This window comes from Pseudonocardia sp. EV170527-09, from assembly GCF_008369905.1.
GTDB lineage: Bacteria > Actinomycetota > Actinomycetes > Mycobacteriales > Pseudonocardiaceae > Pseudonocardia.
This window is the reverse complement of sequence record NZ_VRMC01000058.1, coordinates 1-22,406: the sequence shown is the minus strand read 5'-3', so window position 1 is coordinate 22,406 and position 22,406 is coordinate 1. Positions and strand designations below refer to the sequence as shown.

The window sequence follows — 22,406 nt, the reverse complement described above, 5'->3', positions numbered from 1 at the left end:
CCGGGCGGGTCGGTGGTGGCCCGCTCCGTCCGACCGGTCAGGCCGCGCGCGGCAGCGGGGCAGCGACGCCCGCAGCGACGGCGCCGCGGGCCGGGTCGAGCAGCCCGCACTCCAGGTCGACGAGGTGCAGCCGCGTGCACGGACCGCACACGTACACCGTGCCGGCCCGGCCGTGGTGGCTGCTCCACGCGAGTCCGCGGACGTCGGCGGGGGTGCGCGGACGAGAGCAGAGCGGGCAACTCGGGATCGTGTCCATGCCCTGTGAGCGTGCACGGGATCTGTTGCGAGGCGGTGACACCGCGCGTCCGCGGCGTTGCGTTCCGGCGACGATCCGGGGTCGGAGATGATCACGGTGCGTACGCGACGGTCACGAATCGGGGGCGAGCCGGTGAATTCGGCGCCGCCGCACCCGGTCCGCAACTAGGGTCCGCGCGCATGAGCAGCAACGAACCGCCGCGGGGCGAGGACCCGGAGGCCGGTCCCGGGGGAGCCGCGACGCCCGGGGGCGCCCAGGAGCCCGGCCACGCGGCCGGGAGCGGCGACCGGCCGGACACGCCGGAGGGTGGGCAGTACGGCCAGGCTCCCCACGGGCAGGACCCCGGCACGCAGCACGGGCAGCCGGGCCAGCAGTACGGGCAGGACCCGGGGCAGCAGTACGGCCAGCCCGGGCAGTACGGCCAGCCCGGGCAGTACGGCCAGCCGGGGCAGTACGGCCAGCCGGGGCAGCAGTACGGGCAGCAGCCGTACCCCGGCCAGTACCCCGGCGCGGGCCAGCCCTACGGCGGCCAGCAGCCCGGGACCCCGTACCCCGGCCAGTACCCCGGGGCCGGGCAGCAGTACCCCGCCCAGTACCCGACCGGCCAGCAGTACGGCGGTCCGTCCCCCCAGGGCGGCTACGGCCAGCCCGCCTACCCCGCCGGTGGCGCCCCGCCCAGCGGCACCTCCCCGGATCCGCTGGTGCCGTTCTCCTTCGGCGACTGGTTCTCCAAGATCGTCGGCGTGCTGCGGCGGAGCTGGAAGCCGCTGCTGGTCATCAACCTGATCGTGCTGATCCCGACCGCGATCCTCAGCGGCCTCAGCTACGTCCTCGGCGGGAGCACGCAGTCGTCGTTCGACCCCGTCGACCTCGACCTCAGCACCGGCGTCGTGGCGGGCCTCGGCCTGACCACCCTGCTCCTGGCCGTGGTCACCCTCGTGCTGTCGGCTCTCGGCTACGCGGCGTCGGTGTTCGTCGTCGTGCGCGACGCGGCCCAGCGCCCGTGGAACCAGGACCAGGTCATCGCGTTCGCGAAGAACCGCGCACTCCCGGTGATCGGCTGGTCGCTGCTCGCCGGGCTGCTGGTCGTCATCGGGTTGTTCCTGCTCGTCATCCCGGGCATCTACCTCGGCGTGGTGTTCACGGGTGCGCTGACGGGGTCGTGGTGATCGAGCGGGCCGGGATCGGCCGGGCGTTCACCCTGGTCAACCCGCGGTTCTTCCCCGTACTCGGCCGGCTGGTGGTCTTCTTCCTGATCGCGATCGTGTACTCGTCGATCCTCACGCTGGTGATCGTCGCGCCGCTGACGTTCCTCAGCCCCGTCCTGGGCGAGGTCGTGGGAACCCTGCTGCAGCTGCCGCTGCAGATCGCCAGTGTCGTCGCCATGATCGTCACCTACGCGGAGTGCCGCTTCCACGAGCACAACCCGGTGCACACCCCCGTCCTCGCCGACGAGATCGACCGCGCCTGAGGCGCCCGTCCCCCGGGGCCGGTGTCCTGGCAGGCTGGATGCGATGAGCACCGACGGCCTGTTCGACATCGACCCGGGGGGCGACGAGCGCGACACCGGTGACGGTGACGCCGTCCGCCCCGACGCGCCGCTCGCCGCCCGGATGCGTCCGCGCACCCTCGACGAGGTCGTCGGCCAGGCCGACCTGCTCAAGCCCGGCGCCCCGCTGCGCCGCCTCCTGGACGGCGGTGCCGCGGCGTCGGTGCTGCTCTACGGCCCGCCCGGTACGGGCAAGACCACCCTCGCCCGGCTGATGGCCGGGGCCGGGGGAGCGGAGCGGCACTTCGTCGCCCTGTCGGCGCTCTCGGCCGGGGTGAAGGAGCTGCGGGCGGTCATCGAGGAGGCGCGCCGGCGTCGCGACCGCAGCGGCACGACCACGGTGCTGTTCATCGACGAGGTCCACCGCTTCTCCCGCACCCAGCAGGACGCCCTGCTCGGCGCGGTCGAGGACCGGCTCGTCCTGCTCGTCGCCGCGACCACCGAGAACCCGTCGTTCTCCGTCGTGTCCCCGCTGCTGTCCCGCTCCCTGGTGCTGCAGCTGCAGTCCCTCGGTGAGGAGGACGTGCGCACCCTGCTCCGTCGCGCCGTCACCTCCGAGCGCGGCCTGAACGCGACCGTGGAGCTCGCCGAGGACGGCGAGGAGGCACTGGTCCGGCTGTCCGCGGGCGACGGGCGCCGCGCGCTCACCGCGCTGGAGGCGGCCGCCGACGGTGTCCTCGGCGCCGGCGGCGACCCGGTGATCGACCTCGCCGCCGTCGAGCGCGCCGTCACCGAGGTCGCCGTGCGCTACGACCGCGCCGGCGACCAGCACTACGACGTCATCAGCGCGTTCATCAAGTCCATCCGCGGCTCCGACCCCGACGCCGCCCTGCACTACCTGGCCCGGATGCTCGTCGCGGGGGAGGACGCCCGCTTCATCGCACGCCGGCTGATGATCCACGCCTCGGAGGACGTCGGGCTGGCCGACCCGACCGCGCTGCCCGCCGCCACCGCGGCCGCCCAGGTCGTGCAGCTCGTCGGGATGCCCGAGGCGCGGATCGCGCTCGCCCAGGTCACCGTGCACCTGGCGACCGCGCCCAAGTCGAACGCCGTGATCACCGCGATCGACGCCGCGATGGCCGACGTCCGCTCCGGCAAGGTCGGCGGGGTGCCCCCGCACCTGCGCGACGGCCATTACGCCGGCGCGCAGAAGCTGGGCAACGCCGTCGGCTACCGCTACCCGCACGACGACCCCGACGGCGTCCTGCGCCAGCAGTACCCGCCCGACGACGTCGTCGGCGTCGACTACTACGCGCCGTCCGGGCGTGGGCACGAACGCGTCCTGGCCGAGCGCCTGCCGAAGCTGCGGCGTGTCGTGCGCGGTACCCGGGACTGAGCCCGGATCAGCCGGTGCGCAGGGTCAGCCCGAGCGCTCCGGTCGCGGTGCGGATCGGGGTGAAGTAGCTGGTGCAGTTGCCGTCGCCGCCGGCACCGGTGTGCACGCCCTGGGCCTGCCCGGACGAGGTGATGTAGGGGGCGCCGGAGTCGCCCTCCTGGGCGCACGCCGCCACCGAGGTCAGCCCGGACTGGCTCTGGCCCTCGAAGTTCACCGTCATGTCGGTGCGCTGGATCGTGCCGCAGGACCGCCCGCTGGTGGAGCCGTAGAGACAGACCGAGGAGCCGACGGGCGCCGGACGGCTGCCGGCGACCCGGATGCCCGACACCGTCGCCGAGACGCTGCCCGGACCGACCGCGATCGCCCCGACGTCGACCCCGCCGCCCGCGGTCTCGACCTCCGAGCCGATCGTCGAGCCGTCGGCGGCGTACCAGGACGACGAGTTCCGGGTGCAGTGTCCGGCGGTGATCAGCCAGTCGCTGCTGCCGTCCGAGGCGGCGAACCCGGCCGTGCAGCGGCGGGCCCCGTCGGTGATGGTGTCGCCCCCGCCGACCGCCTGCCGGTGCGCCGGCGCCGCGACCCGCTCCACCCGCACCGCGGACGGGTCGAGCCCACCGGTCAGGCGCGCGGCCAGCGCGTCGGCACCCGGGCCGTCGACGACGCTCAGCACGACCTGCTCGGTGCGGGGGTCGACGCCGTAGGAGTCCAGACCTCCGGGCATCCCGGTCGCGGTGCGCGCGGCCAGCGCCGACAGCACCGCGGCCGGGTCGCGGCGCGGCTCGTCGCGCACCACCGGCGTCGCGCCGAGCGCGGTGATCAGCGGGGCGGTCCCGGCGTCCCAGGTGCCCACCATCAGCCGGTCGCCGGCCAGCCACGTCCCGGCCAGTGCGGGCCCGAGTGCCTCGGTCACCGCGGGCACCAGCGCTGCGGCCGCGTCCTCGCCGACCGTGACCGGAGGCAGCCCGGGCGCCGCGGTCGCCGGCACGGCCACCGCCACACCGATCGCGACGGTGCCGAGAGCGGCGAGCAGGAGACGGTGCGGGCGACGCAGAGGCACGAGCGTTCCTTCGAGCGGGCGGAGCGTGACACCCGGCCCAACGACGCTGCCCCGCACGGGTCACGACCCGAAGACAGATGACACCCCACTGTGAGAGGGGGGGCGTCCGTCCGTGCCCGGGCCACCCCCGACAGGACCAAGGTCCTTACTGGGCGTCGATATATACCGCAAATTGTGCATATTGATTGACCCCGAACGGGTGCACAACGAGGGTTGAACGCAGGCCGGGGCGCGGCCGGGCGGACCTGCCGGCAGCGCCGACCACCACCGGCGGAGACAGCGCGACAGTCGCACCGCCCGACCTCTCCCGGGGTCGGACGGGCGGTGCCGGCGCCTGACGCGCCCCCTGGGCGCGACCGAGGAGAGCTGGGTAGATGCACGACGGACCCGTGGCCATCGCGAGCGCACCCGACGACACCGCACCCGACGACACCGTGGAGGAGACCGACCCCGGGCAGGCGCCGGACCTGCTCCCGCCGGAGATGCTGGCCGCTGCGGTCGCCGGCGACGAGCGCGCCGTCGCACTGCTCCTGGCCAAGGTGCATCCGCAGGTGGCGCGCTTCTGCCGCGCCCGGCTGGGCCGGCGCGAGACCGTCCTCGGCTGCGCCGACGACGTCGCGCAGGACGTCTGCATGGCCGTGCTCTCCGTACTGCCGGACTACCGGCCCTCGGGCATGTCGTTCCGCGCGTTCGTGTTCGGCATCGCCCGGCACAAGGTCGCCGACGCGTTCCGGGCGATGGCCCGCAACCGCTGCGACGCCGTCGAGGAGGTCCCCGAGCGGTTCAGCCGCGAGGAGGACCCGGAGCAGTTCGTGCTCCACGCCGAGCGCAACGACCGCCTGTCCGACCTCATGGGCCTGCTCGGCCCGCGCCAGGTCGAGATCCTCACGTTGCGCATCGCGGTCGGGCTCACCGCCGAGGAGACCTCCGACGTGCTCGGCTCCACCCCGGGTGCGGTCCGCGTCGCCCAGCACCGCGCGCTGCAGCGGCTGCGCCGCGAGCTGGAGGACCGCGCGTCCCACCGGGCGGGTGCCCGGGTCGTCGCTGTCCCCGCCCCGCGGGCCCCTGTCCGCGCCCCCGGGGCCCTCGTTCCCGGGGTCCCCGCGCCGCGGCCCCCACTCGACGCCCCGCTGCCGGTCGCGGTCTGACCGGGGCGTGACGGCGGGCCCGCCGTGCTCCCCGGTCGACCCCCCGGACCGGGAGCACGGCGTGGCCCGCAGGCGGCTGGTGCCGGTGCGCTCGGGCGCGCACCGGCACCGGCCGTCGCTGCTGCGGGTGCCGGTAACCTGGCACGACCGGCCTCCCGCGGCGTCCCCACGCCGCGCGGCCTACGGTGTGGCGCGGGCGCAGGGCGCCCGCCCCGTCGCCGACCCGTCGCCAGCCGTACCCGTCACGAGAGACCCACCGGTGCAGACCCACGAGATCGTCCGTCGTTTCACCGCCCACTTCGAGAGCAACGGGCACACGCCCGTCCCCAGCGCCTCGCTGATCCTCGAGGACCCGCAGCTGCTGTTCGTCAACGCGGGCATGGTGCAGTTCAAGCCGTACTTCCTCGGCGACGTCCCCGCGCCCTACCCGCGCGCCACGTCGATCCAGAAGTGCGTCCGCACGCCGGACATCGACGAGGTCGGCAAGACCACCCGGCACACCACGTTCTTCCAGATGGCCGGGAACTTCTCCTTCGGCGACTACTTCAAGCGCGGCGCCATCGAGTCCGCCTGGTCGCTGATCACCCGCAGCCAGGACGAGGGCGGCTACGGCTTCGACCCGGAGATCATCTGGGTCACCGTCTACCACGACGACGACGAGGCCATCGCGCTCTGGAAGGAGATCGCGGGCCTGCCCGAGGAGCGCATCCAGCGCCGCGGCGGCGACGACAACTACTGGGACATGGGCGTCCCCGGCCCCGGCGGACCCTGCTCGGAGATCTACGTCGACCGCGGCCCGGAGTTCGGCGCCGAGGGCGGCCCCGAAGCCGACGAGGACCGGTACCTCGAGATCTGGAACCTCGTCTTCATGCAGGACGAGCGCGGCGAGCTGTCCCCGAAGAAGGGGCACCCGCCGATCGGCACGCTGCCGCACAAGAACATCGACACCGGGATGGGCGTCGAGCGGGTCGCCTTCCTGCTGCAGGGTGTCAACAACGTCTACGAGACCGACCTCGTCCGCCCGGTGATCGCCAAGGCCGAGCAGCTCTCGGGCCGCCGCTACGGCGAGAACGAGGCCGACGACGTCCGCTTCCGTGTCATCGCCGACCACGCCCGGTCCTCGATGATGATCGTCGGTGACGGCGTCACCCCGGGCAACGAGGGCCGCGGCTACGTGCTGCGACGCCTGCTGCGCCGCATCGTGCGCTCCGCCCGGCTGCTCGGCGTCACCGGTCCCTGCCTGGGAGAGTTCGCCGAGGTCGTGCGCGAGACCATGTCGCCCACCTACCCCGAGCTCACCGCCGACTTCGAGCGCATCTCCGCGGTCATCCGGGCCGAGGAGGACACCTTCCGCGCCACGCTGACCGCCGGCGAGCGGATCTTCGAGGGCGCGGTGTCGAAGGCTCGCTCCGCCGGCAGCGACACCCTGCCCGGTGACCAGGCGTTCGCGCTGCACGACACCTACGGCTTCCCGATCGACCTGACGCTGGAGATGGCCGCCGAGGCCGGGCTCACCGTCGACCGGGAGCGGTTCACCGCGCTGATGGACGAGCAGCGCTCGCGGGCCAAGGCCGACGCCGCCGGGCGCAAGGTCGGCTTCGTCGACGCCTCGGTGTACCGCGCCGTCCTCGACACCCACGGCGCCACCGACTTCACCGGGTACCAGACGCTGCGGTCCGAGGCCCGGGTCGTCGGGCTGCTGCGCGACGGCGCCACCGTGCCCGCGGCCGAGGAGGGCGAGCAGGTCGAGGTGCTGCTCGACCGCACCCCGTTCTACGCCGAGGCCGGCGGCCAGCAGGCCGACACCGGTGTGCTGCGCGGTGCGTCGTTCGAGGTCCGGGTGGACGACGTCCAGTCGCCGGTGGCCGGGCTGCGGGTGCACCGCGGCGTCGTCACCGCCGGCACCGTGACCCTCGACGCCGAGGTCGTCGCCGATGTCGACCGCACCCGCCGGTCCGCGATCTCGCGTGCCCACACCGCCACCCACCTCGTGCACGCCGGGGTCCGCGGGGCGCTGGGCAGCGCCGCCGCGCAGGCCGGGTCGCTCAACGCCCCGGGCCGGCTGCGGTTCGACTTCACCTCCCCGACCGGGGCCGTGCCGCCCGCGGCGCTGGTCGAGATCGAGGAGGAGGTGAACTCGGTCCTGCAGGAGGACCGGGAGATCCAGACGTACGAGACGTCCATCGACGAGGCCCGCACGCTCGGCGCCATGATGCTGTTCGGCGAGAAGTACGGCGACCGCGTGCGCGTGGTCGACATGGGCGACTACTCGCGTGAGCTGTGCGGTGGCACCCACGTGGGGCGCACCGGCGAGCTCGGCCTGGTTCGGGTGCTGTCCGAGGCCTCCATCGGATCCGGGGTGCGCCGGGTCGAGGCGCTGGTGGGCCTGGACGCCTTCAAGCACGCCACGACCGAGCACCTGCTGGTCAACCAGCTCGCCGACCAGCTCAAGGCCCGCCCGGAGGAGCTGCCGGAACGGATCAACGGGATCGTCGAGCGGCTGCGGACCGCCGAGCGGGACCTGGAGAAGCACCGCGCCGACGCCGTCCTGGCCTCGGCCGGGGCGCTGGCCGAGCGGGCGGAGGACCTCGACGGCACCGCGCTCGTCGCCGTCACCGCCCCGGAGGGGGTGACCGGCAACGACCTGCGGACCCTCGCCGCCGACGTGCGCGGCAAGCTGGGCGACCGGCCCGGCGTGGTCGTGCTGTTCGGCGTCGACGGGGAGAAGGTGTCGTTCGTCGTCGCCACCACGAAGGCGGCCCGGGACAACGGGGTCGCCGCCGGGAAGCTGATCGGCGAGTTCGCCCCGGCGGTCGGCGGGCGCGGCGGCGGCAAGCCCGACCTCGCCCAGGGTGGCGGCACCGACCCGGCCGGGATCGACGCCGCGGTGCAGAGGCTGCGCACCGCGCTGCGTCCGTGACCCCGGTCCGCGGGCGGCGCCTGGGCATCGACGTCGGCGCCGTCCGCGTCGGCGTCGCGATGTGCGACCCGGACGGGATCCTCGCGACCCCGGTCGAGACCGTCGCGCGCGACGCCGAGGGCGGAGCCGACGTGCGCCGGATCGCCGAGCTGGTGGCCGAGCACGACGTCGTCGGGATCGTGCTCGGGCTGCCCCGGAACCTGCGCGGCGAGGACGGCCCGGCCGCCGTCGCCGCGCGGGAGTTCGCCGCCGCGCTGGAGGCGGGTCTCGCCGCCGCCGGCTGCGCAGTCCCGGTCGAGCTCACCGACGAGCGGATGACCACCGTCGTCGCGACCCGGCAGCTCGCCGGGCGCGGCGTGCGCGGCCGGAAGCAACGCTCCGTGATCGACCAGCAGGCCGCCGTCGCCATCCTGCAGGGCTGGCTGGATACCACCCGCGGCGGCTGATCACCGCCACCGGGGGTGACCACCGGGCGGGCGCCGGGCCGTTACCCTCGTGCCCGTGACCGGCGCCGGCGAGTACGACGTGACGTCCCGGGGCCCGGTGTGAGCACGACCGCGAGCCCCGTGCGGCACCGTCCGACCCCGGTGCACTTCCGGCGGCGGCGGCTCGCGCTGCTGGGGTCGGCGCTGCTGGCCGGTGCGGTGCTCGTCGCGGTGGGTCTGTACCTGCGCGGCGCCGACGACTACTCCGGTTCCGGCAGCGGCTCGGTGGTGGTGCGCGTCGAGTCCGGCGACTCCACCAGCGCGATCGGGGACACCCTGGTCGGGTTGGACGTGGTGAAGTCCCGGGCGGCCTTCGTCGAGGCCGCCGCCGAGGAGCCCGGCATCCAGCGGGTCCAGCCCGGCTACTACGAGCTCCGCTCACAGATGTCCGGCGACTCCGCGGTGGAAGCGCTGCTCGACCCGGAGCGGCGCGTCGGGTTCTTCGACGTCAAGGGCGGCGTCCAGCTCGACGACACCCGCGCCCCGGACGGCACCGTCTCCCCGGGTGTGCTGTCCCAGATCTCCCGTGCCACCTGTCTCGGCGCCGCCGACGGCGACCCCACCTGCACGAGCGTCGACGCCCTGCGCACCGCGATGGCCGACGCCGACCCGGCCGCGATCGCCGTCCCCGACTGGGCCCGCGCCGGCTACCGGGCCGCGGCGCCCGAGCGCCGGATGGAGGGCCTGGTCGCCCCCGGCCCCTACGACCTGGATCCGCGTGGCTCCCCCGAGCAGGTGCTGCGCCAGGTCCTCACCGCCTCGGCGAAGCGGCTCGACGCCGCCGGGCTGGGCGGCGCGAACTCTTACCGCACCCTCGTGCTCGCCTCGGTCGTGGAGAAGGAGGCGCTCGTCCCCGACATGCCCAAGGTGGCACGGGTGATCGAGAACCGGCTCGCGGCGAACCAGCGCCTGGAGATGGACTCCACCGTCAACTACCCGCTCGACGTGCAGGCGCTGCGCACCACCGCGGAGGCCCGCAACACCCCCGGCCCGTACAACACCTACCTCAACACCGGGCTGCCACCGACGCCCGTCGCCTCGGTGTCCACCGCCGCGCTGGCGGCCGCGGAGAAGCCGGCTGCGGGGCCCTGGCTGTTCTTCGTGCGGTGCACCACCGAGGGCGCCTCCTGCTTCGCCACGACCTACCCCGAGCACCTCGGCAACGTCGACCGCGCCCGCGCCGCCGGAGCGTTCTGACCCGTCACCGGGCGCGCATGCAACCCCGCCCCAACCCGTGACGGCGCTCACCCTCCACCGGTAGGCCGGTCCCGACAACGACGTCAGGCGAGAGGAGCCAGCGATGCGTGCGGTCGTCTACCGGGGACGCGGGGACCTCGACATCACCGACGTGCCCGAGGGCGAGGTGGGTCCCGGCGAGGTCCGGCTCAGGGTCGGGTTCAACGGCATCTGCGGCTCGGACCTGCACGAGTACTACGCGGGGCCGATCTTCATCCCGAACGGGCAGAAGCACCCGCTGACCGGCCGCGAGCTGCCGTTGACCCTCGGCCACGAGTTCTCCGGCACCGTCGCCGAGGTCGGGTCGGGGGTCCGGGGGGTCACCGAGGGCGACCGGGTCGCGGTGATGCCGCTCTACAGCTGCGGGACGTGCTCGCGCTGCGCCGAGGGCCGCGAGAACGTGTGCGCGCAGATCGGCTTCCACGGGCTGATGGCCGACGGCGGCATGGCCGAGTCGACCGTCGTCCCGGCGCACATGCTGCACCCGCTGCCGGAGAACGTGTCGCTGGAGATGGGCGCGCTCGTCGAGCCCATGTCGGTGGCCTACCACGCGGCGAAGCTCGGTGAGGTGGACCCGGGCGGCACCGCCCTGGTGTTCGGCGCCGGGCCGATCGGGATCGGGCTGTGGTTCGCGCTGCGCGGCATGGGCGTGGAGAACGTCCGCGTCGTCGAGCCGTCGGCGACCCGGCGCGGCGCGATCGAGCGGCTCGGCGCCCGGACCCTCGACCCGACCTCCCAGGACGTGCCCGCGATCGTGGCCGACCTGACGAACGGCCGCGGCGCCGACGCCTGCTACGACGCCGCGGGTGTCGCTCCGGCCGTCGCGACGGCGCTGGACACCCTCGGTGCCGGCCGTCCGATGGTCAGCGTCGCGATCTACGAGACGCCCCTGGTGACCCCGCTGCTCGACCTGGTCCTCGGGGAGTCCCGCATCCAGGGCTCGCTCTGCTACACCCACGACGACTACCGGGCGGTGATCGAACTGATGGCGAGCGGCCACTACGACACCACCGGCTGGACGGAGAAGATCGCGATGCGCGACGTCGTCGAGGAGGGCTTCGAGGCGCTGCACGCGGGCCGGAAGATGAAGGTCCTGGTCGACCCGTCCCTGGCCTGACCGGGGGTCCCTGACCGGGGTCACTGCCCCCAGAAGCCCTCCGGCGGCCGGGGTGAGGGGACCGCGCACGCATCGGTGACGACGCCCGCGCCGCGGCCGAGGGCGCGGGTGTGGGCGTCGTCGAGGACCCGGGCCGGGAACGGGTCCCCGGCCGCGCGGCGGGTCACGCCGGGCACCGGGAGCTCCCGGTCCGACGCGGCGAGCACGAGGTTCCCGAACCGGCGACCGTGCAGCACGTCCGGCGCGGCGACGAGTGCGAGCTCGGCGAACGCCGCGCCGGCCGTCGCGATCTGGCCGGGCAGGAACGGCCACGGGGCGCCGTCGCCGAGGTTCGCCACGTGCATCCCGGTCGGCGCGAGCACCCGGCGGACGGCGGTGAGGAACTCCGCCGTCGTCACCTGGGCCGGGGTGCGGGCGCCGGCGAACACGTCGAGGACGACGACGTCGAACGACCCGGGCGCGAACCGGCCCAGGGTGGCGCGTGCCTCCCCGGTGACCACGGCCAGCCCGTCCGCGACGCCGGGGCCCGGCAGCCGGTGCGCGACGAGGGCTGCCAGCTCGGCGTCGAGCTCGACGACGGTCTGGGCCGACCCGGGGCGGGTCGCGGCGACGTAGCGGGCCAGCGTCCAGGCCCCGCCGCCCAGGTGCAGCACCCGCAGCGGTACGGCGGGCGGCGCGGCGAGGTCCACGAGGTGGCCGATCCGGCGGACGTACTCGAACTCGAGGTGCTCGGGGGCGTCGAGGTCGACGTGGGACTGGGCGGTCCCGTCGAGCAGCAACGTCCACGACGACGGCCGCGCCGCGTCCTGCACCAGCTCGGCGACGCCGTGGTCGACCTCGGCGCGGACCACCGCGCCGGCCCGACGGTCGTCCTGCGGCGCACGGGATCCCATTCCGGTCATCCTGCCCCGGCCCGACGAGTTGTCCACAGGCGGGCGATCGGTCGGTCCGGGCGGCGCTCCGGGCCCCAGGATCGGGGTATGAGCCTCGTCGTCCTCGCCGCCGCCCTGGGTCTCGTCGCCGGTGCGGGTACCCGGTACCTGCTGGCCCGGGCGCCCCGCGGGGCGCCGGTACCGGTGCGGTGGTGCGGGCCGGGGACCGCGTCGGGGACGGCACTGTGCTGGGCGGCGGTCGCGCTGGCGGTGCAGACCGGGCGGCTCGACCCGCGGTGGGCGGCGCTGCTCGCGGTGCTGTCCTGGCTGGCCGTGGCCGGGTCGGCGACCGACCTGCTGGTCCGCCGGCTGCCGAACGCGCTCACGGTGCCCGGGCTCGTGCTGGTGCTGGCGGCGCTCGTCCCGGCCGGGGGCTGCGCCGTGCTCCGCGGCCTGGCCGGCGCGGTGCTGCTCGGCGGCGCCTACCTGGTGGTGCACCTGGTCTCGCCGCACGCGATGGGCGGCGGCGACGTGAAGCTGGCCGCCCCGGTGGGAGCCGCGGCCGCCGGGACGGGATGGGCGTTGCTGCCGGTGGTGGCGGTGGGCGCCGCGGTCGCCTCGGCGGTGGTGGCGCTCGTCGTGGTCGCGGCCGGCCGGGCCGGGTGGGGGAGCAGGCTCCCGCACGGGCCGGTGCTGCTCGGTGCCGCCCTGGCCGTCGTCGCCGCGACGGTCGTGGTGCCGTCGGGTGCCGTCGGGGCCGGGTGAGAGGATGGTCGCCGTGCTGCGATGGATCACCGCCGGGGAGTCCCACGGCCCGGCCCTGGTGGGCGTGCTGGAGGGCATGGTCGCCGGTGTCTCGGTCACCACGAAGGAGCTGCAGGCCGAGCTGGCCCGCCGCAAGCTCGGCTACGGCCGCAGCCCACGCATGGCGTTCGAGGCCGACGAGCTGGAGGTCCTCGGCGGCCTGCGGCACGGGGTCACCCAGGGCGGCCCGGTCGCGGTCCGGATCGGCAACACCGAATGGCCCAAGTGGGAGACGGTGATGGCCGCCGACCCGGTGGACCCGGAGCTGATCGCGCACCGCGCCCGCAACGCGCCGCTGACCCGGCCCCGCCCCGGCCACGCCGACCTCGCCGGCATGACCAAGTACGGCTTCGACGAGGCCCGTCCGGTCCTGGAGCGGGCCAGCGCCCGGGAGACCGCGGCGCGCGTCGTGCTCGGCACCGTCGCGAAGGCGTTCCTGCAGCAGGCGCTCGGCGTGACCATCGTGTCCCACGTCGTGGGCATCGGTGCCGTCGACGCCCCGGACGACGAGCCGCTGCCCGGCCCCGCCGACCTCGACCGGATCGACGCCAACCCGGTGCGCGCGTTCACCGACGCCACGGGTGCCGCGATGGCCGCCGAGATCGACGCCGCCCACGACGCGGGTGACACCCTCGGTGGGGTCATCGAGGTCATCGCCTACGGGATGCCGGTCGGCGTCGGCACCTACGTGCAGGCCGACCGCCGCCTCGACGCCCGGCTCGCCGCCGCGCTGATGGGCATCCAGGCGATGAAGGGCGTCGAGATCGGCGACGGCTTCCGCACCGCGCACCGCCGCGGCTCCGTCGCCCACGACGAGATGGTCCCCGCCGGCTCGCCCGGGCAGGGCCCGGCGGGCACCGTCCCGGTCACCCGGCTCACCAACCGGGCCGGCGGGATCGAGGGCGGGATGACCAACGGCGAGCCGGTCCGGGTCCGGGTCGCGATGAAACCGATCTCCACCGTGCCGCGGGCGCTGCGCACCATCGACACCACCACCGGTGAGGAGGCCACCGCCATCCACCAGCGCTCCGACGCCTGCGCCGTGCCCCGTGCCGGGGTCGTCGTCGAGACGATGGTGGCACTGGTGCTGGCCCAGGCCGCGCTGGAGAAGTTTGGCGGGGACTCGCTCGACGAGACCCGCCGCAACGTCGCCTCGTACCTCGCGGGGCAGCGGTGACCGCGCCGGGCCCCGACGCGCAGGGCCGCCCCTGGCTGGTGCTCGTCGGGCCGCCCGGGTCCGGCAAGAGCACCATCGGGACCCTGCTCGCCCAGCGTCTCGGGCTGAGCTTCGCCGACACCGACGCGGCGATCGTCGAGCGCATCGGCAGGCCGATCGCGGAGATGTTCGTGCAGGAGGGCGAGCCCGCGTTCCGCGCGCTGGAGCGGGAGGTCGTCGCCGAGCAGCTGCACGCCGGGCACGGTGTGCTCGCCCTCGGCGGCGGCTCGGTGCTCGCCGCCGAGACCCGGGCGTTGCTCGCCGGACACCGCGTCGTCGCTCTCGAGGTGGACCTCGCCGACGGGATGCGCCGCACCGGCATGTCCACCGCGCGCCCGCTGCTGGCCGGGGTGAACCCGCGTGCCACCTTCCGCGCCCTGCTCGCCGAGCGCGCCCCGCTCTACGCGGAGGTCGCGACCGTGCAGGTGAGCACGGTGCGGCGCAGCCCCAACCAGGTCGTCGCCGCGGTGCTGGCCGCGTTCGGCCAGGGCCCGGACACCCTGCCCGAGGCCTCGCCCGACGCGGCCGACCCGTTCGACCGTCCCACCCCGCGCCAGGACTCGACGTTCCCGGCGCCCGGCTTCGGCTCACCACAGGACGCCACCGGGACCGGCACCGAGCGGGCGGAGGCCCGATGACCGACACCCCGACCACCACCGTGGCGCTGCCCGACGCCTCCGGCACCCTCGAGTCCGACGGTGCGGTCCGCATCGACGTGCGCACCGAGCAGCCCTACCCGGTGCTCGTCGGCTCCGGGGTCGCCGCCCGCCTCGCCGAGGTCGTCACCGGGACCGGCGCCGGCCAGGTGCTCGTGCTGCACCCGCCGACGCTCGCCGACCGCGCCGCCGCCGCCCGCGACGAGCTCGCCGCCGCCGGGCTGGCCGCCGCGCTGCACGAGGTCCCCGACGCCGAGGCCGGCAAGTCGCTGACCTCGCTGGCCGACTGCTGGGACGCCTGCGCCGAGGCCGGGCTGACCCGCGCCGACGTCGTCGTCGGGTTCGGCGGGGGAGCGGTCACCGACCTCGCCGGGTTCGTCGCCGCCACCTGGATGCGCGGGGTGAAGGTCGTGCACGTCCCGACCACGCTGCTCGCCATGGTCGACGCCGCCGTCGGCGGGAAGACCGGCATCAACACCGCCGCAGGGAAGAACCTGGTCGGCGCGTTCCACGAGCCGTCCGCGGTGCTGGTCGACCTCGACACGCTGCGCACGCTGCCGCGCGCGGAGCTCGTCGCCGGGTCCGCGGAGGTGTGGAAGGCCGGGTTCATCGCCGACCCGGTCATCCTCGACCGCGTCCGCGCCGACCCGGCCGCCGCGCTGGACCCGGCGGGGCCGGTGCTGGCCGAGCTGGTGCGTCGCGCGATCCGGGTGAAGGCCGATGTCGTCGGGGCAGATCTGCGCGAGTCGCACCTGCGGGAGATCCTCAACTACGGCCACACCCTCGGCCACGCCGTGGAGCGCCGCGAGCGCTACCGCTGGCGGCACGGGAACGCCGTCGCCGTCGGCCTGGTGTTCGCCGCCGAGCTCACCCGCGCCGCCGGGCGGCTCGACGACGCCACCGCCGACCTGCACCGCGAGGTGCTGGAGCTGGTCGGGTTGCCGACGAGCTACGAGCCCGGCGTGCTCGACGAGCTGACGGAGACCATGCGCGGCGACAAGAAGTCCCGCGCCGGGACCCTGCGGTTCGTGGTCCTCGACGGGCTCGCCGAGCCCGGCCGCCTGGAGGGCCCGGACGCGGAGCTGCTGGCGACCGCGTACGCCGCGATCTCGCGCTGAGACCAACCCCATGCGTGGGGTGGGTGCGTGACTCGAGCGCCTGCGTCAGCAGCAGGTCGTTCGCCTCGGTGGTCGTGGGCGAGCGTCGTCGGCGGTGCTGTCGCGCTCGGTGACCTCGGCGACCGTTGTCGCACCGCCTGCGACCCGCGGCTCAACCGCCCGCAGGCGGTCGAGGTCGCCGGGGCCGCCGCGCACGAGTTCGGCTGAACGGCCCCGCTCATGCGCTCGTCGCCTGCTGCTGGGGGCCGGTGTCTGAGGGGCGCAGGATGGCCGCGGCCAGACCCACCCCGAGGAGGGTGACTGCTGCGGCCACCCATCCGGCGAGCTGCAGTCCCGCGACGACGGCGTCCGGGGTCGCGTCGGCGTCGAGTCCGGCGCTCGCCACGGCGACCAGGGCGGCGAGGCCGACCGCGGAGCCCAGGTACTGCGAGGTCGAGGCCAGAGCGGAGGCGACGCCCTGCTGTTCGGGTGCCACGCCGGTGGAGACCGAGACGAACAGCGGTGGGAACGCGAGGCCCGCGGAGGTGCCCCAGAGCAGCACGCCGGGCAGGACGGCCCAGTAGGAGCCGTCGACGGACATGCCGAGGGCGAGCACCGCCAGTGAGGCGGTCACGCCGGTCATGGCGATGACGAGGGTGGTGCGGATGCCGAGCCTGCCCAGCAGCAGGGGGACCAGCAGCATCGATGCGAGCAGGCTGCAGATGCTGAGCGGCAGGAAGGCGAAGCCCGCGGTGAGTGGGGCGTAGCCCAGGACCGTCTGGAGGTAGGTGGTGAACAGGTAGTACTGGGTGCCGACGGTTCCCATGAACACGAAGATCACCGTGGTGGCGGCGACGACGTTGCGGTTGCCGAACAGGCGCAACGGCACGAGCGGGTCGCGGGTGCGGGACTCCACGAGCACGAACGAACCCACCAGCACGAGACCGAGTACGAGCGCGCCGACGCCGCGCGGGGTGAGCCAGCCGACCTCCGGGCCCGACACCAGGCCGAGCACGACGAGGGTGAACCCCGCGGTGGCCAGGACGGCGCCGGGCAGGTCGAACCCGCCGGCACTCGTCGCGTGGTCGCGGCTGAGCAGGGTCGGGGTCGCGGCGAGCGCGATGGCCATCAGGGGCACGTTGACGACGAAGACCCATTCCCAGCCGAGCAGGCTGGTGAGGACCCCGCCGCCGAGGGCGCCGACCGCGGCGCCGGTCGCGCCGGCGGCTCCCCAGACCGCGAGGGCCTTGTTGCGTGCGGGGCCCTCGGCGAAGTGGGCGGTGACGAGCTTGAGGGTGGACGGGGTCAGCAGCGCCGCGCCGAGCCCCTGTACCGCGCGGGCGAGCACGAGCACGGTCGGGCCGCTCGCGAGGCCCGCGACCAGCGAGGACAGTCCGAAGACCACGAGGCCGACGACGAACATGCGCCGCGCTCCCAGCCGGTCCGCGGCCCGCCCGCCGAGCAGGAGGAAGCCGCCGAGGACGACGGTGTAGGCGCTGACGACGGTCTGCAGCGACTGTTCGGAGAAGCCGAGGTCGCGGCCGATCTCCGGCAGTGCGACGAAGACGATGTCGAAGTCGATCGCGGTCATGAACTGGGCGAAGGCGAGCAGAGCCAGGGTGAGCCCGGGCCGGGGAACGGTGCGGGACGGAGCGATGGACACGGGGATCCCTCCCTCGATGCGGTTTCCGTCCTGCAGGTTCGGTCGCCCGCTCGACCCGGAGGAAGAGGGAACATCCGTGTCACCTGGGGAACAGCGATGTGACCGTCCCGGTAGATGAGGACCCGGCCAACGTGCCTGTGGCGCGACTCACGAGCGGCGCGGCCGATGACCGGGTGACGAGCCCCTGATGGGTGGTCCCGTTGATGCCGGCTCCGGACGAGGCAGGAGCAGGCCCGTCAGCGGGTCGCGTGGGACTCGTAGCGGTACAGGACGGCCAGCTGGGGGACCGAACGGCGCACGTCACGCGGGGAGGCGACGGCCAGGGCCGTCAGGTCGTCCGCCGCGGCCCACAGCTGCTCGGCCGACGACAACTCGCCGTCGTGAGCGCGTGCGGTGAGATGGGCGATGGCGGCGTCGCCGCGCGGGTTCAGGTGCGCGACCCGCCACAGCAGATGACGGGCCGCGGCGAGGTAGGCGTCGTCCGAGCTGGAGGCCTGTTGGTCGTCGAGATGGGCGAGCAGGTCCCAGGTCGTTTCCCCGACGGCCGGACGTACCGCGAACAGCGGCCGTGCCCCCTCGCGCTCCCGGACCGCTCGTTCTCGGCTGCGCATGCGGCACGCCCAGGCGACGAAGCCGGCCGCAACGGTGACCAGAAGGAGCACCAGCAGCGCTTCGGACGCCTGCAGCACTGCTGCGCCGAGCCCGCCACCGACCAGCAGCGAGACCACGATCAGGCGCGCCCGGCGGGGCCCCGGCGCGGACGCGGTGTCGGCGGCGTCGGACAACAACGCCATCATCAACGGTCGGGGCAACAGCGGATCGGCCACGATCAGCTGACCTGCGTGCGGCAGCGCTGCACCCCACCAGGTCAGCTCGGCGCCGAGCCGTGACGGGGCAGCAGCTCCACCGAGCTGCCAGCTGTCGCGCGCGGTCACCTGCGCAGCCTCCGTGAACACGTCGTTTGCCCGCCCGAGTCCGATGGCGGTCATCCGGCGGGATGGAGCAGCGAATACAACACATTGCGTCCTGTAGGGCCATACGATCGAGCACTCCGTCACCTGGTGAGACCAACCGCCTGCACGAAGCGCAACGGATCTTGTGACGCCAGGTAGTTGCAGGCGGCGCGGGCAGCACGGCGGGAGTGATCGCCCCGACCGTCGAGCTCGCCGAGAACGTGACCCCGAGCAGAGGTCGACACCGGTCGAGATCAGGTGGCACCCGCGTCGTCGCTGCGTACGTCCCTCATGTTCCCGGGCGTGGTGACGGCACCGACGGGCCGGACGGAGGAGCGGCCGGGCCGTGGCTGACCAGGACCTGGTTACGCCCGGCGTTCTTCGCGGCGTAGAGGGCCTCGTCGGCAGCCGCGAGCAGTACTTCGAGCTCGCGACCGGCCTGCGGGTAGACCGCGGCCCCGATCGAGGCGGTGAGGTCGGTGACGGCGACCGGGGGGACCTCGTCGTCGACGTGAACCGCCAGGCGCTCGATCCTGCGTCGGATCCGCTCTCCCACCTCCAGGACCGCTTCTTCGTTGCGGCTTGCCGACGTGAACATTCCGGCCAGGGCGATGACGAACTCCTCCCCGCCGAAGCGACCCGCGGCGTCGTCGTCGCGGATCTCGGCGACGATCGCCTCGCCGACCGCGCGGAGCACCGCGTCGCCGACCAGGTGTCCGTAGCGGTCGTTGACCTCCTTGAAGAAGTCCAGGTCGAGGATGAGGACGCCGGCACAGGTGCAGTCGCGCTTCGCCGCGCCGAGCAGCTGCAACGCTCGCGAACGCCAGCCCTCGGCGTTCAGCAGACCGGTCTTCGCGTCCGTCGATGCCCGTGTCTCCAGCTGCCTGATGAGGGTCGTCTGCTCCATCAACACGAGCGCAGGGATCAGCAGCCAGACGAGCAGGACGTGGTCGGGGACGATGACAGCCGCCACGATTCCGCCGAGGCTCAGTGTGGCGGTCTCCAGCGCGATCTCCCCTCCGGCGAGGATCGCGAGGAATGTGCTGCCCGGCTGCGCGAGCCGGATGACGCTCACGACCAGCAACATGTTCGTCCCGGTGTAGACCACCAGACACGCAGCGATCTCGACGATCGCCCACCAGGAGTCGAATCCGCCGGATCCGGGAAAGATCAGTCTGACCGCGGAAACCAGGTAGACGGCCAGGACGACCGTCGACGTCGAGTAGAGCTGTCGATGCGGGGGAGTCCCTGCGGGTCGGAACACGCGGAAGTACAGATGTGTGTAACTGACGATCACCGTGGCCGCTGCCAGCATCGGTGGTAGCAACAACGCGCCCGCGAAGGTCCACACCGAACTCAGGTCGACGTATCTGGTCTCGGCGATGCGCCGCCGTAGTCGTTCGGCACGCAGTGAGATCTCGGCGTGGAACCCGCTCAAGATCACCAGTGTGCCTGCGATCAGCCATGCCGACAGATCGCGCGGGACGCCGCCGAGGACGATATCGACGGTGAGTAGGCACACAGCGGCGAGCTCTACTGCGAGGAGTAGCGCTCGGACGCCGATCGGAAGTGACCACAGCTGCCACGCCGCCAGCCACGACCGGAGCGCACTCCGGTCGGTGTCTCGCGCGGTGGATGAGGTCACCGAAATCCCCGAATCGTAGATCGTTTTCTCTCGTGTCAGCATAGACGTCGTCCAGCGGTTTCATCCCTGCTCAGTCGTGTCGCTCTCATCGATCTGCAGGGCGCCACCCGGGCTCGAATGACCCGTCAAGATCAACTAAGGCGCTGACGTGGCGATGCTTCTCGCTTACCCTGTCGAGGACGCCGCGAGGCAGGGCTCGTTCCCTCGGCAACTCGCCGTCGACGGACGGTCAGCGACTAGGCCGTTCGCAGTAACTCGACAGAAGGGATGCCCGGAGAGGGGGAGTCGTGCGTAACTGGAACTGGTGACGGAGCGCGGTTAGGTGTAAAGATTCTGCACTCCATCGAAAAGGGGGCGTAATGCGCAACTGGAACTGGTGACTGCAGTGGTCGAGCGGAACGGTGTCCGGCGATGAAGGGGTGGGTGACGAGCGTGCGCAACTGGAACTGGTGAATGCGACGAAGTGTTGGTCACGATGGTTTGGGAGGTGTCGGCATGCGTAACTGGAACTGGTGAGTGCAGTGATCGACGGACACGAACGGAGAGGGGAGATGGCAGTGCGCAACTGGAACTGGTGACGTGGGTACTGCCGTCCGAGATCGGGAAGAGGCAACTCGTGACAGGTAGCCGTGTACGGATCTGAAGCACGCGCCGGGGACATCCGCGGCCGGGGAAGGCGCGACGCGCGAAGTCGATGAGGTGGCGGTGGCGGGGAGCTGTGAGACGTCCGCGGTCCCGCCCCTCAGAGCGCTCGCGCGGGCCGCGACATGGCCACGGCTGCGAGCCCCACCGCGGCCACCGTGGCGGTCACCGCTACCGCCACGCCGGGGGAGGACCACTCGGCGAGCAGACCGGCAGCGAGAAGACCGAGCCCCTGCGCGCCGATCAGCCCAGCGGCCGCGAGGCCGGTCGCGCGACCCCGCGCCTCGGCCGGGGTCCGGCGCACGAAACCGGCCTGCGCCTGGATCAGCGCGGCGGCCACGGCCGCGCCGCTGAGTGCCCACAACACGGTGATCGCCGCGACCGACGGCGCGAGCGCGCTCACCATCAACGGAACGCCGGCGGCCACGGCGAGCGGGAGCATCCACCGTTCCCGGGTCCGCTGGGGGACCCAGCGCGTGAACACGATCGCCCCCACGACACTGCCGGCCGGGATGGCGGCCAGGAGCAACCCGACGGCGACCGGCCCGGCGCCGAGCTGCGCGGCATAGGGAGCAGCGACCCCCTCCGGGGCGATGTAGGTCCCGGCCAGCCAGACCACGACGGCCAGCGTGCGACGCGAGGGGTCCGCGAAGACCGTGCGCGCTCCGGCAGCGATGTCGCCCGACCAGGAACGGACCGCACCGACGGCAGGGGCAGGCGCGGGACGAGGCGCGACCCCGCAGGCCAACACCGCCGCGGACAGGACGAAGGTCACCGAGTTCATGACCAGCGCGGCGTGCGGACTCAGCAGGGCCAGCAGCGCTCCGCCGGTCGCGAACCCGGCAACCTGCGCGAGCTGGCCCGTCACCTGACGGACGGCGTACCCGCGTTCGAGCAGGTCACCGCGCAGGATCTCCGGCAACAACGCCCCCTGCGCGGCCGAGTGCGGTGAACCCGCCAGCACCAGGACCACGATCAGGGCACACAGCACGGGCAGCGGGAGGCCGGGCCACGCCATCGGCATGACGAGCGCCGCTCTGGTGAGGTGGCTGCCGATCATGACCCGCCGACGCGGATACCGGTCGGCGACCCAGCCCAACAGTGCGCCGCCGAGCAGTGCAGGGAGGAAGGTCAACGCGTACACCGCCGCCGACAGCGCCGCTGAGCTGGTGTGCTCGTAGACCAGCACCGAGAACGCCACCCGAGCGAGCTGATCGCCCAGGATCGAGACGACCTCGGCAGACCAGAGCGCACGGAACTCGCGAAGCGTGAAGACCTCGGTCAGGCGCCGGGGCCTCGGCACGGCGGCTGCGGAGTCGGCATCGTTCATAGTCGGCCTGCTGACCATGTCACGAACAGCAACGCGTCGGACACTCAGGGTTCGAGCAAGCACACTACTAGGCGATCAACGATCGCGAACAGTCGACCGCCGACCCCCGGACGTCGACGCCGGAGGGGGAGCTAGTTGTGATGTCCAGGGAGGTTGTCCCGTCCGGGGGCGGTGAGTCTGGCTGACAGACGAAGGCCTCCGGTTGTGAAGTGGAGCTGTCTAGGAACCGCTTCACCCACCGGAGGCCTTCGTGTCCCACGCTAACGCCGCTCTGACCCCGCGCGCCCGGCTGCGGCTCGCTCAACTCGTCGTCGAGCACGGCTGGACCCACACCGCGGCCGCGACAATGTTCATGGTCTCCGCGCGGACCGCCAAGAAGTGGTCCGACCGCTACCGGGCCGAGGGGCCGGCGGGGATGGCCGAC

The 22,406-nt window shown here is 73.6% G+C and carries 20 protein-coding genes; 13 read left to right on the top strand and 7 right to left on the bottom strand.

All coding sequences use genetic code 11. The features are described 5' to 3' along the window. Positions 1–37: 37 nt before the first annotated feature. Positions 38–256, bottom strand: coding sequence for a hypothetical protein (locus FVA95_RS18165; RefSeq protein WP_149665266.1), 219 nt, complete (start codon positions 254–256; stop codon positions 38–40). Positions 257–435: 179 nt separating this feature from the next. Between FVA95_RS18165 and FVA95_RS31750 the strand changes: the two genes are divergently transcribed. Genes FVA95_RS31750 through FVA95_RS18150 form a run of 3 tightly spaced genes read left to right on the top strand, consistent with a single transcriptional unit; the run spans position 436 to position 3,141 of the window. Beyond that, positions 436–1,425 carry a hypothetical protein gene (locus tag FVA95_RS31750; protein ID WP_193564374.1) on the top strand — a complete coding sequence of 330 codons (990 nt, stop codon included), beginning with the start codon at positions 436–438 and terminating at the stop codon, positions 1,423–1,425. After that, positions 1,419–1,727: a hypothetical protein gene (locus tag FVA95_RS18155; protein ID WP_149665265.1), complete on the top strand. Its 309-nt coding sequence runs from the start codon at positions 1,419–1,421 to the stop codon at positions 1,725–1,727. The genes FVA95_RS31750 and FVA95_RS18155 overlap by 7 nt, the downstream gene beginning before the upstream one ends. 43 nt (positions 1,728–1,770) lie before the next feature. Further along, on the top strand, positions 1,771–3,141 hold the full coding sequence (locus FVA95_RS18150; protein WP_149665264.1) for a replication-associated recombination protein A: 1,371 nt from the start codon (positions 1,771–1,773) through the stop codon (positions 3,139–3,141). Between the two features lie 7 nt (positions 3,142–3,148). Here FVA95_RS18150 and FVA95_RS18145 read toward each other — a convergent pair whose 3' ends face one another. Beyond that, positions 3,149–4,198 carry a S1 family peptidase gene (locus FVA95_RS18145; RefSeq protein ID WP_149665263.1) on the bottom strand — a complete coding sequence of 350 codons (1,050 nt, stop codon included), beginning with the start codon at positions 4,196–4,198 and terminating at the stop codon, positions 3,149–3,151. Between the two features lie 374 nt (positions 4,199–4,572). On the opposite strand from FVA95_RS18145, the gene shbA reads away from it, so the two are divergent. The 5 genes from shbA to FVA95_RS18120 all read left to right on the top strand — a co-directional run bounded on the left by shbA (position 4,573) and on the right by FVA95_RS18120 (position 11,104). Then, positions 4,573–5,346 (top strand): RNA polymerase sigma factor ShbA, encoded by a 774-nt coding sequence (gene shbA / locus FVA95_RS18140; RefSeq protein ID WP_149665262.1) that lies wholly within the window; start codon positions 4,573–4,575, stop codon positions 5,344–5,346. 259 nt (positions 5,347–5,605) lie between these two features. Next, the gene (gene alaS, locus FVA95_RS18135; protein WP_149665277.1) at positions 5,606–8,266 is read left to right on the top strand and encodes an alanine--tRNA ligase; all 2,661 of its coding nucleotides are present in this window, start codon (positions 5,606–5,608) and stop codon (positions 8,264–8,266) included. Next, the gene (gene ruvX, locus FVA95_RS18130; protein ID WP_149665261.1) at positions 8,263–8,712 is read left to right on the top strand and encodes a Holliday junction resolvase RuvX; all 450 of its coding nucleotides are present in this window, start codon (positions 8,263–8,265) and stop codon (positions 8,710–8,712) included. The genes alaS and ruvX overlap by 4 nt, the downstream gene beginning before the upstream one ends. Before the next feature lie 99 nt (positions 8,713–8,811). Next, the gene (gene mltG, locus FVA95_RS18125) at positions 8,812–9,948 is read left to right on the top strand and encodes an endolytic transglycosylase MltG (RefSeq protein ID WP_161992348.1); all 1,137 of its coding nucleotides are present in this window, start codon (positions 8,812–8,814) and stop codon (positions 9,946–9,948) included. Positions 9,949–10,051: 103 nt separating this feature from the next. Continuing rightward, on the top strand, positions 10,052–11,104 hold the full coding sequence (locus tag FVA95_RS18120) for a 2,3-butanediol dehydrogenase (protein ID WP_149665259.1): 1,053 nt from the start codon (positions 10,052–10,054) through the stop codon (positions 11,102–11,104). Positions 11,105–11,124: 20 nt separating this feature from the next. Here the strand turns inward: FVA95_RS18120 and FVA95_RS18115 are convergent, their stop codons facing one another. Next, positions 11,125–11,997 (bottom strand): spermidine synthase, encoded by an 873-nt coding sequence (locus tag FVA95_RS18115; RefSeq protein WP_149665258.1) that lies wholly within the window; start codon positions 11,995–11,997, stop codon positions 11,125–11,127. Between the two features lie 87 nt (positions 11,998–12,084). On the opposite strand from FVA95_RS18115, the gene FVA95_RS18110 reads away from it, so the two are divergent. The 4 genes from FVA95_RS18110 to aroB are packed head-to-tail and all read left to right on the top strand — an operon-like array spanning position 12,085 to position 15,770. Next, the gene (locus FVA95_RS18110) at positions 12,085–12,741 is read left to right on the top strand and encodes an A24 family peptidase (protein WP_149665257.1); all 657 of its coding nucleotides are present in this window, start codon (positions 12,085–12,087) and stop codon (positions 12,739–12,741) included. A 13-nt stretch (positions 12,742–12,754) separates the two neighbouring features. Continuing rightward, positions 12,755–13,957 (top strand): chorismate synthase, encoded by a 1,203-nt coding sequence (aroC, locus tag FVA95_RS18105; RefSeq protein WP_075311707.1) that lies wholly within the window; start codon positions 12,755–12,757, stop codon positions 13,955–13,957. Continuing rightward, complete coding sequence (locus FVA95_RS18100) at positions 13,954–14,634, top strand: shikimate kinase (protein ID WP_149665256.1); 681 nt, start codon at positions 13,954–13,956, stop codon at positions 14,632–14,634. Before aroC ends, FVA95_RS18100 begins: the two co-directional genes overlap by 4 nt. Further along, positions 14,631–15,770, top strand: coding sequence for a 3-dehydroquinate synthase (gene aroB / locus FVA95_RS18095; protein WP_149665255.1), 1,140 nt, complete (start codon positions 14,631–14,633; stop codon positions 15,768–15,770). The genes FVA95_RS18100 and aroB overlap by 4 nt, the downstream gene beginning before the upstream one ends. 217 nt (positions 15,771–15,987) lie before the next feature. Here aroB and FVA95_RS18090 read toward each other — a convergent pair whose 3' ends face one another. The 4 genes from FVA95_RS18090 to FVA95_RS18075 all read right to left on the bottom strand — a co-directional run bounded on the left by FVA95_RS18090 (position 15,988) and on the right by FVA95_RS18075 (position 21,982). After that, positions 15,988–17,412 (bottom strand): MFS transporter, encoded by a 1,425-nt coding sequence (locus tag FVA95_RS18090; RefSeq protein ID WP_149665254.1) that lies wholly within the window; start codon positions 17,410–17,412, stop codon positions 15,988–15,990. 236 nt (positions 17,413–17,648) lie between these two features. After that, the gene (locus FVA95_RS18085) at positions 17,649–18,347 is read right to left on the bottom strand and encodes a hypothetical protein (protein ID WP_149665253.1); all 699 of its coding nucleotides are present in this window, start codon (positions 18,345–18,347) and stop codon (positions 17,649–17,651) included. Between the two features lie 307 nt (positions 18,348–18,654). Next, positions 18,655–20,052 (bottom strand): GGDEF domain-containing protein, encoded by a 1,398-nt coding sequence (locus tag FVA95_RS18080; RefSeq protein WP_149665252.1) that lies wholly within the window; start codon positions 20,050–20,052, stop codon positions 18,655–18,657. 700 nt (positions 20,053–20,752) lie between these two features. Further along, positions 20,753–21,982, bottom strand: a complete 1,230-nt coding sequence (locus tag FVA95_RS18075; protein WP_149665251.1) for an MFS transporter — start codon at positions 21,980–21,982, stop codon at positions 20,753–20,755. 250 nt (positions 21,983–22,232) lie between these two features. On the opposite strand from FVA95_RS18075, the gene FVA95_RS18070 reads away from it, so the two are divergent. Then, positions 22,233–22,406: leucine zipper domain-containing protein (locus FVA95_RS18070; protein WP_149662471.1), on the top strand; the 174-nt coding region annotated here is incomplete at its 3' end.